12 protein-coding genes are annotated in these 12,881 nt (G+C 43.5%); 7 read left to right on the top strand and 5 right to left on the bottom strand.

Going from position 1 to position 12,881, the window contains the following annotated elements; translation table 11 throughout:
* Positions 1 to 226: 226 nt before the first annotated feature.
* Positions 227 to 2,413, top strand: a complete 2,187-nt coding sequence (locus C1A47_RS12795; protein ID WP_205669594.1) for a solute carrier family 23 protein — start codon at positions 227 to 229, stop codon at positions 2,411 to 2,413.
* 72 nt (positions 2,414 to 2,485) lie between these two features.
* On the opposite strand, the gene C1A47_RS12790 is transcribed toward C1A47_RS12795, so the two are convergent.
* Positions 2,486 to 3,274, bottom strand: a complete 789-nt coding sequence (locus C1A47_RS12790; RefSeq protein WP_111895413.1) for an IclR family transcriptional regulator — start codon at positions 3,272 to 3,274, stop codon at positions 2,486 to 2,488.
* 429 nt (positions 3,275 to 3,703) lie between these two features.
* Between C1A47_RS12790 and C1A47_RS12785 the strand changes: the two genes are divergently transcribed.
* From C1A47_RS12785 to C1A47_RS12775, 3 genes are read left to right on the top strand one after another with little or no spacing between them, the layout of a single operon-like run.
* Positions 3,704 to 5,782, top strand: coding sequence for an FUSC family protein (locus C1A47_RS12785; RefSeq protein ID WP_111895412.1), 2,079 nt, complete (start codon positions 3,704 to 3,706; stop codon positions 5,780 to 5,782).
* Entirely contained in the window at positions 5,775 to 5,981 is a 207-nt protein-coding gene (locus C1A47_RS12780; RefSeq protein ID WP_111895411.1) for a DUF1656 domain-containing protein, read from the top strand. Before C1A47_RS12785 ends, C1A47_RS12780 begins: the two co-directional genes overlap by 8 nt.
* Positions 5,982 to 6,010: 29 nt before the next feature.
* Positions 6,011 to 7,027: an HlyD family secretion protein gene (locus C1A47_RS12775; RefSeq protein WP_111895410.1), complete on the top strand. Its 1,017-nt coding sequence runs from the start codon at positions 6,011 to 6,013 to the stop codon at positions 7,025 to 7,027.
* Between the two features lie 97 nt (positions 7,028 to 7,124).
* Here C1A47_RS12775 and ruvX read toward each other — a convergent pair whose 3' ends face one another.
* The 3 genes from ruvX to recN all read right to left on the bottom strand — a co-directional run bounded on the left by ruvX (position 7,125) and on the right by recN (position 9,883).
* Positions 7,125 to 7,565, bottom strand: a complete 441-nt coding sequence (gene ruvX, locus C1A47_RS12770) for a Holliday junction resolvase RuvX (RefSeq protein ID WP_111895409.1) — start codon at positions 7,563 to 7,565, stop codon at positions 7,125 to 7,127.
* Positions 7,558 to 8,112 carry a YqgE/AlgH family protein gene (locus C1A47_RS12765; protein ID WP_111895408.1) on the bottom strand — a complete coding sequence of 185 codons (555 nt, stop codon included), beginning with the start codon at positions 8,110 to 8,112 and terminating at the stop codon, positions 7,558 to 7,560. Before C1A47_RS12765 ends, ruvX begins: the two co-directional genes overlap by 8 nt.
* 94 nt (positions 8,113 to 8,206) lie before the next feature.
* Entirely contained in the window at positions 8,207 to 9,883 is a 1,677-nt protein-coding gene (gene recN, locus C1A47_RS12760; protein ID WP_111895407.1) for a DNA repair protein RecN, read from the bottom strand.
* 273 nt (positions 9,884 to 10,156) lie between these two features.
* On the opposite strand from recN, the gene C1A47_RS12755 reads away from it, so the two are divergent.
* The 3 genes from C1A47_RS12755 to C1A47_RS12745 all read left to right on the top strand — a co-directional run bounded on the left by C1A47_RS12755 (position 10,157) and on the right by C1A47_RS12745 (position 12,279).
* The gene (locus C1A47_RS12755) at positions 10,157 to 10,480 is read left to right on the top strand and encodes a pyrimidine/purine nucleoside phosphorylase (RefSeq protein WP_111895406.1); all 324 of its coding nucleotides are present in this window, start codon (positions 10,157 to 10,159) and stop codon (positions 10,478 to 10,480) included.
* Between the two features lie 107 nt (positions 10,481 to 10,587).
* Positions 10,588 to 11,337, top strand: a complete 750-nt coding sequence (gene rlmB / locus C1A47_RS12750) for a 23S rRNA (guanosine(2251)-2'-O)-methyltransferase RlmB (RefSeq protein WP_111895405.1) — start codon at positions 10,588 to 10,590, stop codon at positions 11,335 to 11,337.
* Positions 11,338 to 11,355: 18 nt separating this feature from the next.
* Positions 11,356 to 12,279, top strand: coding sequence for a DMT family transporter (locus tag C1A47_RS12745; protein WP_111895404.1), 924 nt, complete (start codon positions 11,356 to 11,358; stop codon positions 12,277 to 12,279).
* Here C1A47_RS12745 and coaE read toward each other — a convergent pair.
* The gene (gene coaE, locus C1A47_RS12740; RefSeq protein WP_111895403.1) at positions 12,276 to 12,881 is read right to left on the bottom strand and encodes a dephospho-CoA kinase; all 606 of its coding nucleotides are present in this window, start codon (positions 12,879 to 12,881) and stop codon (positions 12,276 to 12,278) included. The genes C1A47_RS12745 and coaE overlap by 4 nt on opposite strands.

Genomic DNA, 12,881 nt, shown 5'->3' with positions numbered 1-12,881 from the left:
ATAAAAATTAAACTTAGGCAAGCTGGATTAGCAATAAAACTGTATAACATTACAGATGCTGACAACTGTTGTGTGAAAAACTACGTTGTAAATCAATCGCTCTGTCAAGATGAACTCGGCACGTGAAGTTTTCCTTCAAGGATTAGGGACGATGTGTGGTAACAACAGGGAATGGATAGGAACAAAATAACGAGCTGTCTTATTATTTCATTTTAGACGGTTGTTTATGAAAACAATATTTTTAGATCGGAAGTTTTATCCGAAAGATTTAATGTCAGGTTTGGTGGTGTTTCTGGTGGCGTTGCCACTGTGCTTGGGCATTGCCCATGCATCAGGAGCACCGTTATTGTCAGGTGTGATTGCTGGTGTCATCGGCGGGATTGTCGTTGGTGCACTGAGTGGTTCACACATTAGTGTTTCAGGGCCAGCAGCAGGCTTAACCGCGATTATTTTGACACAGTTGATGGCGCTCGATGGTCAGTATTCAGCGTTTCTGCTCTGTGTGATTTTAGCTGGCTTAATACAAATGATCTTTGGTTTTTTAAAGCTGGGGACTTTTGCCAACTTTGTCCCGACCAATGTGATCTTGGGTTTATTGGTCGCCATTGGTCTAATCTTAATTATTAATCAGTTACCCAATTTATTCGGGTTGCATATGGCAACTGTGAAAGATTTAGGGATTCAAGGTCTTCCACAGCTTTTACAGCATGTCGATGTGGGAGCAGCCCTGATCGGGGTGTTATCCGTTGCCTTGATTTTGTTATGGGATCAAACGCCTTTAAAGAAGTTGCCACTGCCTTCGGCACTGGTCGCAGTCGTCTTTGCTGGGGTGCTGAACTGGATTTTGATTCAGACAGGTTCAAGTTTGGCTGTGGGTGAGCGGCATTTGATTGATTTACCCAATCTGTTTTCTTCAAATGAAAAAATCTTTTATTTCCCTGATTTTTCCTACTGGAATAACCCGCAAATTTATATCGGTGCAGTGACTTTAGCGGTGGTGGCATCTTTAGAAACTTTGCTTAATCTGGAAGCTGCCGACAAGATGGATCCACACAAGCGCAGTTCACCGCCAAATCGTGAATTACTGGCACAAGGCATCGGCAATACCTTGTCGGGTTTTGTTGGGGGGATGCCTGTGACTTCGGTGATTGTGCGGAGTTCAGTCAATGCGACCAGCGGCTCAAAGACTAAGGTGGCTACGATTTTTCACGGCATTTTACTGATTGTCGCAATTTTATTTTTAACCCCATTACTCAATGTTGTGCCACTCTCGGCATTGGCTGCAATTTTGTTGCTGACAGGTTATAAACTGGCGCAGCCAAAACTGTTTATTCAGCTTTATCAAAAGGGTTGGAAGCAGTTCCTGCCGTTTATTGTCACTGTGATTGCCATCATGCTGACCGATTTGCTAATCGGAATTATGGTTGGCTTGGTGCTTAGCACCTTATTTATTTTACATAGCAATATGCATAGCGGTGTCAAAGTGATTCATGAAAAGCATTTACATGGCAACCTGACTCGAATTGAACTGGCACAGAATGTCAGCTTTTTAAACCGTGTCGCTTTGCTGTCGGTGCTGAATAAAATCAAGCGTCATGAAACTGTGGTGATTGATGCCAGTAATACAGCGTATATCGACCCTGATTTATATCAGGTGATTCAGGAGTTTCAGCAGGAAAAAGCCGCACAACGTCAGATTGATCTCAAACTTGTGGGGTTTCAGGCACATTATCCTGAATTACATGAGGATGATGCGATTGATGTCGATGTCAGTACCCGTGAAATGCAGCAGCAACTGACTCCAGAACTGGTTTTGCAAAAACTCAAAGAAGGCAACCAACGTTTTGTATCGCAGCAACGTTTACAACATGATATTGCCCGTCAAATTCAGATCACTGCGAAATACGGACAGCATCCGATTGCAGCAGTACTGGGCTGTATGGATTCACGTGCGCCAACCGAAATGTTGTTTGATGTTGGGGTGGGAGATCTGTTTAGTTTACGAATTGCGGGCAATATCGCAGGGGAAAAAGTTTTAGGTTCGCTTGAGTTCGCCTGTAAGAGCAAAGGTTCTCGCCTGATTGTGGTGTTGGGGCATACTGACTGTGGTGCTGTTACTGCGGCATGTCAGATGTATCAGCAGCAGCTTGATGTCAGCCAAGCCAAAGATACACCGAACATTCAGTATGTGTTGAAACCGATCATGTCTGCGATTGAAACGGTCAAAACCCAAATGACCGATGATCAACTGGCACGCAGTTTTATTGATGAAGTCACCATGATGAATGTCAAAATCAACATGGCCTATATTTTAAAGCATAGTGAAGTGTTGCGTGAAATGGTCGAGAACGGTGAGGTTGGGATTGTTGGTGCAATTTACGATGTTAAAACGGGGCAGGTTGACTTTTTATAGTTAACACATCTGCTTTAGTCCAAAACAACAAGGCGGATATCTGTATCTGCCTTGTTGTCTTTATCATCAGGTTTAATGATGATTGGATTGCTGCTCGACCTGTTCGGCAAGACTGAGGTATTTTTTCTCAATTTCAGCCGCATGTTCTTTTAAAGTCTGGATAATTTTTTCCAGATTGACGTATTCAAAACGGTTTTTCGATCCGACTACAGTCAAAGCCACAGGTGCAATTTTACTCGAATATTTAATCGGCACAGACAAACTTGAATACAGCGGATTCACTTCACCTTGCGAGAAGTAATAACCCTGTTTCTTAATTTTACGCATGTGCTGAATAAAGTGGTTTTCATCCTGAGCAAAACCGACTTGACCGAGTTGTTGCGCATAACGTTCATAAAAGTTGTGCAAACCTTGCTTGCTCATGTGCGCCACAATAATTTTTGGCGAGGCCCCGATATACACAGGGCGTGGGCTACCACGACCATAAGACACCATCAGGTTACCCTGAAAGGATTCATCGTGAATGTCGATACAGTAATCATGATTCAAAAAGGTCAGCAGACAACTGAGTTCGGTATGTTCCACAATATCTTTCATATAGGGAATACTGACCTGAACCAGTGGATCCGTAGTACGGGAAATATAATCCAGCACCGCAATTTTAGGGCCAAGGGTATAGTCGCCAGATGTCCCACTGATCCGCTGTAATAAATCGGCTGATACCAACTCTTTTAAATAGCGATAGCTTGTCGGTCGGGATAAACCGAGTTCCTGACTAATAATATCGACATTAATCACGTGTCGAGAAATGGAGAATAAGTCCAAAACGGTTAAAATTTTACCAAAGCTCGTAACAGCCATAGAGAATAGATTTCCCAAGAAAAAATGGTAAGTCGCTATATTTTATAAAACGCTGCATCTTTTCGCATGAAAAAAACGTAAGATGTTTGTCTAAAATAACATAAATTATCAAATGAAGATATTAATGTTGACGAATATGTTTTTTTTTGAAAAAATTGCCAAACCAAATATCGAATGAAGATGTTAATTTGCATCTGTTGCATTAACGCACTTCAACTCTTTGTATTCCTGTTGTGCAAACAGCAGAGAAATCTCCAAACCACATGTCGCTCCTGTAGATGAGTCTATGGGCTAGGCTGGCTATGATATTTTGAAAAATCAGGCGTTTGCTATTGGTTTAGCAAATGTTTGTGCTTTGGTATCTATGATTTTTACAAAGAGTAATACATCATCATTATTAAGATCTAACCGAATATTCGAGAGATATACATGCTGCTCTATAAACAGTTGTTGGCGTTCCGTCCTTCAAAAATGGATTTTATCTTTGCGGTAAAAACCTTTATTGCAGGGATGTTGGCGTTGTATATCGCTTTTTCTCTAGATTTGACCTACCCAATGTGGGCTATTGGTACGGTAGTGATTATTGTCAATCCCTATTCAGGGATGGTGTCTTCCAAAGCGGTCTATCGTTTATTAGGTACTGCCGCAGGTGCAGTGGTTGCAACGATCATGACACCTCATCTGATCAATACGCCATTTCTATTTATGTCATGTTTGGCAGTTTGGGTCGGCTTTTGTTTATATGTGTCACTGCTTGACCGAACCCCACGTAGCTATGTGTTTATGTTGGCAGGCTATACTACGGCCATGATTGCTTGTAACTCAATCAATAATATTGAAACGATTAGCGTGTTTGATATGGCGCTTGGGCGGGTTCTTGAAATTTCACTGGCGGTAGTGTGTACTGCTGTTGTTTTTGCCACGATTTTCCCTGTGCATTTGGGGCCTGCAATTCAGCAGCGTGTCGATAAGACCTTAAATGATACCCGTCAGATTTTCCAAAAGATTCTAACCGAGCATCATGCAGATAATAATTACACGGAACTGCTCGGTGCTATCACCAGTGATATTGCAGATATTCATGCTTTGGCTGTGCATTTGAACTATGAAAAAGGTGAGTTGCAAGGCATGACCAAGCCGATTCAGGAATTGCTGCATCAAATCACTATGATCGTCTCAAATTTGACCGCGGCCGCAGAACGTATTCACCAACTCGATGCAATTGATGAACATTACCAGCAAGGTTTGCTGACCTTACATCAGCATATTCGTGCATTTATTGTGAGTAGAGCAGAGGTTCAGGAAGCTGATCTAACGGCATTACCAACTGAATTTGAACAGGATTTTATTCATTTACATCAACTGGCAAAACCTGAACAACAGGTCGCATTAGATGGTTTGAAAATGGATATCCGTCATTTAATTCAGAATGTGTTTACTGTGAAACTCATTTGGCAATTGATTCAGCGTGGTGAAAAACATATTCCAGAATCTATCGCAACCTTAACCACGAGTTACCCGAGTTTACATCGTGACCATGGCATGGCACTGCGTGGCGCACTGGCTGCGGTTGTGGCAATTTTCGTGTCATTTTCACTGTGGATTTATAGTGGTTGGAGTGCAGGTTATATGATGGCGCAATTGGCTGCTGTTTCGGCCTGTATTTTGACTGCGATGGATAACCCAGTTCCTGCTTTAAAGTTGTTTATTCGTGGCAGTATATACGCAGGAATTCTTACGATTATTTATATCTTGGGGATTATGCCAGAGGTCAAGGAGTTTTGGCAGTTAGCCTTGGTGCTTGCACCTACGCTGATTTTCTTTGTGATGCTTTATCCGCATCCGCCATTAACGGGTCTGGCATTGCCAACCATGGTGTCATTCATCATGAGTTTAAATTTGCAGAATCGTTACAGTATAGATCCACTGAAATCATTTGAAGGGTGTTTGGGCAGCGTGGCAGGACCTGTGATTGCGGTGATGGCCGTCTATTTTATTCGGGCCATTTCACCTGAAGAAAGCGCGAGCAGGCTGTTGTCTAAACATTATAAAGCCATGCGAGAAGCGTTATATTTGCCGTATGGTGTCGAATTTCGTATTCATCTACGTAGTATGCTGGACCGAATCGGGGTATTAAATACCAAAATGGTTCAGTCTGCTGACTTGAAAACAGCAATGAATCTGGCCTTGATTGAAACCAGTGCCATTGTAGATTTAAGTCGTCTGGATGAGCTGGCGAAACGTGCAGATACGCCTGTAGCATTACAAGCCGAAATCGGACACTTACAAAGTTTGCTGGATGACGCCTTTCGTAATCAGGAAAAGCAGTTGCATTTGGCAACTGAAATTCAGACTCAGGTTGTACAACAAATCGCTCACTTAGAGCAGCAACTCGAACAGGGCAGTCATACCGATATTGAACAGCGCTTACGCATTAGTCTTAATAATATTCGTAGCAGTATTTTTCATATTTCAGCAACGCAGGTAGGGGCATACAAGCATGGGTGAATTCAATCTATATGGTGTTTTCGTACCAAGTTTGCTCATTCAGGCAATATTGGCATTTATCGCTTTTAAGTTGATTGGGAGATGGACAGATCGCCTAATTCAAAAAGACTGGATTGCTTTTCCTGGCGTCTTTAATCTCAGTCTGTATATGGTCTGTCTGTTGCTGACACACTGGGTTTTCGCTCAGTTCTCGTATTAATTTAGGTGATGTAAGTTTAGGATAAAATTATGAGTTCGTTTGATGCACGTAAAGTCGTTCGACCTGCCGTGACATTGGTCACATTGCTCGTTGCAATTTATGCAGTCGTACATTTGTGGGACTACTACAATGCAGAGCCTTGGACCCGTGATGGTCGTGTGCGTGGCGATATTATTCAGGTGTCTTCAGATGTATCTGGTCTGGTCACTCATGTTTTGGTGCAAGATAACCAAACCGTGAAGAAAGGACAGGTACTGTTTCAGATTGATGTTGCTCGTCAACAACTAGATGTCGAACAGGCACGTGCTGATCTTGGGAAAGCCAAAGCAGGTATGGTACAAATGCAGGCCAACTTACAGCAAGCCAATGCCAATTTAGTTAAATCCCAAGCAACAACACGCCTCGCTGAGAAAAATGCGGCGCGTTATGCCAATCTGATGGATGGAGCGGTATCGAAGCAAGAACAAGATCAGATGTTTGCGACACGTGACCAGTCTCATGCCGAAGAAGGTCAGTTGAAAGCAGCGATTGAAGAAGCCAAAGCCAATATTGAGCAGCAAAAAGCAGCGGTTGATGTTGCACAAAGTGCTCTTGATTTAGCACTGTTGAATTTGCAGCGTTCTCAAGTGGTTGCGCCATCAGATGGCACACTGTCGAACTTTAGTTTACGCGCAGGTAGCTATATCAAGGTCGGTGATGATGTTGCCGCGTTAATTGATCGTAAGCAATTGTATGTCGTGGGTTATTTCGAAGAAACCAAACTGAACCGTATTCATTTGGGTGATCCTGCGACCATTCAGTTAATGGGCGATTCACAAAAAATTAAAGCCCATGTCCAAGGTGTGGCTTCGGGGATTGATGACCGAGAGCGTTCATCCAGTTCAAGTCTGTTGGCAAACGTCAATCCAACATTTACTTGGGTTCGTTTGGCACAACGCGTTCCTGTGAAATTTATTTTGGATGAAGAGCCGAAAAATCCATTGGCATTCGTGGCTGGGCGTACCGCAACCATTCATATCTTGCAAAACCAGTCTGCTAAAAAATAAGCCAATCTTTGGGCACATCACCTAAATGTTGCGTTTATCCGACATGCCCAAGAAAAAAACCTGCATTGTTGCAGGTTTTTTGTTTTCAGTTGAAATACTAAGGCGTAATCCCTTCAGGCTCACGATACCAGCTTTCAAGCAGTAATCCCGCAGCCAGACTATCAGCAGCTACACGTTTGGCACGTCCCTGACGCTGAAAGGCACTGAGTTCCTCACGAGCTTCACGTGTGGTTAAGCGTTCATCCAGCATCCAAGTGATGATGTTGGTTTGATGGCGCAAGCGACGGGCAAATTTACGGGCGCGCATGGATAAATCAGATTCTGAATCATCCATGTTCAACGGTAAACCCACCAAAAAGACATCGGGTTGCCACTGTTTCACCAGTTTTAACAGTTCATCCCAATTTGGAATGCCATCTTTCATGGGAAAGAGCGGTAGGGGATTGACACTTTGGATGGCAGTTTGACCCACTGCAATGCCCATTTTCTGTGTGCCAAAATCAAAAGCCATCAGCGTTTGCATGGTGTCTTCAGGCATGACCAATCTCGGAAGCGAGCCAGTTACGATCGATGCCGATTTTTTTATAGGCGGCATCCCAACGGTCAGGGTAAGGCAAGTTAAAAATCAGGTCCATATCGGCATCACAGATGAGCCAGTCACCGCGAGCAATTTCCTCTTCAAGCTGATTTTTTGTCCAGCTGGCATAACCTAAAGCAATTTGATAACGTCCAACGCCTTCATTGTGAGCAATCGCATCTAAAATATCTTTACTGGTGGTAATGCAGATATTTTCGCCAACAGCAATTGAGGAATGCCAAACAGGCTGTCCTGTATGTAAAACAAAGCCTGCCTCAGGACGTAAAGGTCCACCTTGCAAGACTTCGTGCGGCTGTACATTGTCTGCATCAATTTCCAAGTCATTGAGTAATTCTTTGACTTGAATCCCTGCTGGGCGGTTAATGATAATTCCCTGTGCGCCATCGGCATCGTGACGAGCCAAATAAATCACGGTGTTGGCAAAGAAATCATCTGCCATCTCAGGGGGAGCAATGAGACAACGATGCGTCAAATATTGTTTGCTCACCTAGGCCATTCTCCTAAAATTCGAGTTATTCAATCTTATATTGAGTCCTTTTATCAACATACAAGAGTAAATCGCTTTCGCCAATAGTTTTTATTTAGGAATTTCCGATCTTTGTATGCTGAAATTTCAATTGGCGTAGCTGTTTGGCATGCTGCAAGGTCGTTGTGTTGATCTCTACGCCACCTGTCATACGAGCCAGTTCCTGAATGCGTTGATCTTCATTGAGGGCAAATATCGTGCTGCTGGCTGGGTCTGTTTGCTGTTTTTGAACCAGTAAGTGCTGATCAGACTGTGCGGCAACCTGTGCTTGGTGGGTGATACAAAGAATCTGCACATGTCGTGCCAAATCGGAGAGCAGGCGTCCGACAATTTCAGCCGTCCCACCACTAATCCCGACATCAATTTCATCGAATACCAAAACTTCGGAATCGGTTTTTTCAGCATTCATGACCTGCATCACCAAGGCAATCCGTGACAACTCACCTCCTGAAGCAACGCGTGCCAGTGGTTGTGCAGGAATACCCTTGTTGGCTGTAAACAGCAGTTGAATGAAACTTAAACCCTCAGCACTTGGCTGTTCCAGAGGTTCAAACTTAAATTCAAAATAGGCTTCAGGCAGTGCCAGAGGTTTGACCTGTTCAGTCAGTAGTTTAGCCAGTGGTGTGGCGGCATCTCGACGTAATTGATCAAGCTGTTCTGCCGATGCTAAAAATGCCTGTTCATTTTCTTTGACTTGTTCAGCAAGGGTTTCAGGATCATCGAGTTGTTGTAATTGCTCAAGTTCCTCTTGCCATGTGGCATATTCTGCAAGTAGCGCATCGGGCTGAGTACGATATTTGCGTGCCAAACGGTGGAAGACTTCAAGCTGCTGATTGAGTTGTTCCATACGTTCAGGGTCAAAGCTCTGACGGTCAATAAACTGCCGTAAGTTGCCCGTTGCATCTTCAAGTTCACTTTGCGCATTGACCAGTGCGGTATAAATATTGGACAGTTGTTCACTGCGTCCGACATGACTTTCAAAGCGACGCAGCACGCTCGCCAGTTCCTGACTGATATTCTGTTCAGCTTCATCCAGCACATTTAAACCATAGGCACAGTCTTGCATGATGTGTTCATGGTGGCTGAGTCGATCAAATTCTTGCTCAATTTCAGTGTAATTATAAGGCAGTAGTTCTTCGAGTTCTTCAAGTTGCAATTCAAGCGTCGCAATTCGCTGTAAACGTGTGGCTTGAGCCTGTAGCGCATGTTCATGCTGACGAATGGCTTTTTGCCAAGTGCTGTAGGCATCGCGCGTGGCTTGAGCAGGTTCTGCGAAGTTACTGTAGCGGTCGAGCCATTGCTTTGGATAGGGTGGTTCAAGCAATTGCTGTTGACTGTGCTGACTATAAAGTTGAACCAATAAGCGTCCTAAATCTTTGAGTTCAGCCAGACTAGTTGGGCGGCCATTAATCCATGCCTTACTGCGTCCTGTATTAAAGATCACACGCCGTAAATGGATTTCACCAGACTCATCTTCGAGTTCATGTGCGGTTAGCCACTGAGCCTCTAAGGAATTTTCAGCATAGCTAAAAATAGCAGTCACATCGGCCTTGTCTGCGCCATAACGTACCATATGGCTGTCAGTACGTTCGCCCAGACAAACAGAAAGGGCATCGAGCAACAATGATTTTCCTGCGCCTGTTTCCCCTGTCAGGACATTAAAACCAGCCTCAATATCCAAGGCCAAATGATTAGCTAAAGCAAAGTTAATCAGATTTAAGTGAGTCAACATATATGGACGCATCCAGACTGCGAAAAAATGATGTTTAAATGAATAAAGTTTTAAGTCACAACTGCTTCATCGTTTGTCCTTGATCATACAAAACATCTTGACGCTGTACACAAGATTTTTTTATCAATTGCTTATTCTTGACCTAAAACAGTTGTATCGGTATAAAAATTGCTACCTTAGCGTAAAATCAGATGATGATTGATTCAAGTCTCAGGCCTATTTAAACTAGGCTTACGTTATTTACAATAAATGCGCATTATTTGGAGAATACGCATGTCTGCTCAGTATGATCATGTTTCAGTGGTAAAAAAATCAAATGTTTATTTTGGTGGTTTGTGTGTCAGTCATACCATCCAATTTGAAGATGGAACCAAAAAAACACTTGGTGTCATTATGCCAACAGAACAGCCACTTACGTTTGAAACACATGTTCCTGAACGTATGGAAATTGTTTCAGGTGAATGCCGCGTAAAAATCGCAGACAGCGAAACAAGCGAACTATTCCGTGCTGGGCAGTCATTTTATGTGCCAGGCAACAGCAAATTCAAAATTGAAACTGACGATGTGTTGGACTACGTTTGCCACCTAGAAGGTTAAGCAAAACACGGTAAAATCCGTTAAACTATGCAGATCATCAATCCTGTAAAGTTGGCTTTGCAGGATTTTATTTTTTTATTTGCATCGTTTTTTGAGGTCATCCGTTCATGGCAAAACCAGAATACTACTATGGCGTACATTCAGTGGAATCACTGTTGGAACTTGAGCCAGAACGAGTACTGACTTTATTTACCCTCAAAGGTCGTGATGATCAGCGTTTGCAACGCATCTTGCAGTTGGCTGAGCCATTTGGCATCAGTGTACAAAAAGCGAGTCGTGACAGCTTGGAAAAACTGGCAGGTTTGCCATTTCACCAAGGGGTTGTGGCAGCCGTGCGCCCACATCCAACTTTAAATGAAAAAGATCTCGATCAACTCCTTGAACAAAATCCAGATGCTTTATTGTTGGCACTGGATCAAGTCACAGATCCACATAATCTGGGTGCGTGTATTCGTACTGCGGCTGCAATGGGCGTGCAAGCGGTGATTGTTCCGCGTGACCGCTCTGCAAGTTTGACTCCAACTGCGCGTAAAGTTGCGGCAGGTGGTGCAGAAAAAGTGGCATTTATTCAGGTGACCAACTTGGCACGTACCTTAGCACATATCAAAGAAGAACATCATGTGCGTGTTGTAGGTACAATGCTGGATGAAAAAGCTTTACCAATTCAAAAATTTGATTTTACAGGTGCCGTGACCATTGTCATGGGGGCAGAAGATACAGGTCTTCGCCCAATCACACAAAGCCAGTGTGATCAAACCGTTTTTATTCCGATGTCAGGTAACCTACAAAGCTTAAATGTAAGCGTTGCAACAGGTATGGCACTGTATGAGGCTTGCCGCCAACGTAATCTCGTTTAAGCTCATTTCGAGTTGACAATGACTTCACGTAATCAAGGGTATTTATTTGTTGCGATTACTATGTTGATTTGGGGCGGATTTACGATCTTCTCCAGACTCAATGCGGGATGGCATATTAGTGCATGGGATATCTGTGCTTTACGTTTTACCATTGGTTTTAGCATTCTGATGCCGATTTTAATCTGGCGTCGGGAAACTGCATTTTTGTGGAAAAAAGAGCCGTTCATTTTGGGACTGCTTGGCGGGGTTGCCTATTGTCTGACCTCCTATTCCGCGTTCCATTATGTGCCTGCTGCTCATGCTGCGATTTTTCTGAATGGCTGTATTCCACTGTGTACTGCGGTGGCAGGGTATCTGCTGTTTAAGCAGCCTTTTGATAAACATACCTGGATCAGTTTGATCATTATGCTAGTGGCTATTTCAGCTATGAGTGTGATGATGTATGAAGAAACCCATGTTGCTTTGAATATCGGGGATGGTCTGTTTTTCCTGTCGGCGATTTGGTGGGGCGTATTTACGGTACTGCTGAAACATTGGAAATTGTCAGCTTGGCAATCCATGAGTGGGGTTGCAATTTGGTCAGCCCTGATTTATTTGCCAATTTATATCCTGTTTTTACCGAAACATTTCCACGATGCAAGTATTATGCATTTAGCCATTCAAGGCTTTTTCCATGGCATCTTGGTGGTGATTGTCGCAACCTTGAGTTATGTTGCTGCGATTGAACGTCTCGGGGCTTTTAAAACAGGGAGTATTGTTACTCTTGCACCATTTATGGCTGCGATTGTGGCTGTGCCATTGTTGGGCGAACCATTAAATACAGCGATGATTTGTGGTTTGATCGGGATGGGCGTTGGGGCCTTGCAGCCTTGGCGTTGGTTTAAGCGTAAAGATGCCTTGCAGGAACAACTGGACGAGCAGAAAAAAACAGCTTCACATTAAGAAGCTGTTTTTTTTGCATAATCTAAATACTGTCGATGCAAAGGTTCAAGCTGTGCATAGAGATGGTTGAGTTGACCATCATTGATCACAATGTCATCTGCACGCTGTTGTTTTTCAGCGCGAGGCATTTGGTGTGACATGATGGTTTGAATATGCTCATGCGAGCTTTGATCCCGCTGGGTTGCACGGTAGAGCTGTAAATGCTCTGGCGTATCAATCAGTAAATTACGTTGGGTTAAATGTGTTTGACCCGTTTCAAACAGCAGGGGAGAGACCAGAATCACATATGGACTCTGTGCAGAATGGAGCTGTTGAATAATGCTTTCTCGAATGATGGGGTGAGTAATATTTTCCAGAATTTTTTTAGCTTCAGGATGCTGGAAAATATGCTCACGCAAAGCACGTCGATTCAGTTCACCATTTTCGAGTAGTACCCAGTCTCCAAACTGTTGTTGAATTTGCAGAAGAGCAGGTTGCCCAACTTGCACGACTTCACGAGCAACAACATCAGCATCGACAACGTGAATGCCTTGCTCAAAAAACCAGTCACTGGCAACCGTTTTACCGCTGCCAATACCACCTGTTAGACCAATCACATACAT

Source organism: Acinetobacter sp. MB5 (assembly GCF_003261585.1).
Lineage (GTDB): Bacteria > Pseudomonadota > Gammaproteobacteria > Pseudomonadales > Moraxellaceae > Acinetobacter.
Note: the sequence above shows the minus strand (reverse complement) of the source record. Positions and strands in the feature narration are given on the sequence as shown.

Coding starts and splice junctions, on each gene's coding strand:
- C1A47_RS12795 (WP_205669594.1), top strand. CDS start 227: ATGAAAACAATATTTTTAGATCGGAAGTTTTATCCGAAAGATTTAATG.
- C1A47_RS12790 (WP_111895413.1), bottom strand. CDS start 3,274: ATGGCTGTTACGAGCTTTGGTAAAATTTTAACCGTTTTGGACTTATTC.
- C1A47_RS12785 (WP_111895412.1), top strand. CDS start 3,704: ATGCTGCTCTATAAACAGTTGTTGGCGTTCCGTCCTTCAAAAATGGAT.
- C1A47_RS12780 (WP_111895411.1), top strand. CDS start 5,775: ATGGGTGAATTCAATCTATATGGTGTTTTCGTACCAAGTTTGCTCATT.
- C1A47_RS12775 (WP_111895410.1), top strand. CDS start 6,011: ATGAGTTCGTTTGATGCACGTAAAGTCGTTCGACCTGCCGTGACATTG.
- ruvX (WP_111895409.1), bottom strand. CDS start 7,565: ATGCCTGAAGACACCATGCAAACGCTGATGGCTTTTGATTTTGGCACA.
- recN (WP_111895407.1), bottom strand. CDS start 9,883: ATGTTGACTCACTTAAATCTGATTAACTTTGCTTTAGCTAATCATTTG.
- C1A47_RS12755 (WP_111895406.1), top strand. CDS start 10,157: ATGTCTGCTCAGTATGATCATGTTTCAGTGGTAAAAAAATCAAATGTT.
- rlmB (WP_111895405.1), top strand. CDS start 10,588: ATGGCAAAACCAGAATACTACTATGGCGTACATTCAGTGGAATCACTG.
- C1A47_RS12745 (WP_111895404.1), top strand. CDS start 11,356: ATGACTTCACGTAATCAAGGGTATTTATTTGTTGCGATTACTATGTTG.
- coaE (WP_111895403.1), bottom strand. CDS start 12,881: ATGTATGTGATTGGTCTAACAGGTGGTATTGGCAGCGGTAAAACGGTT.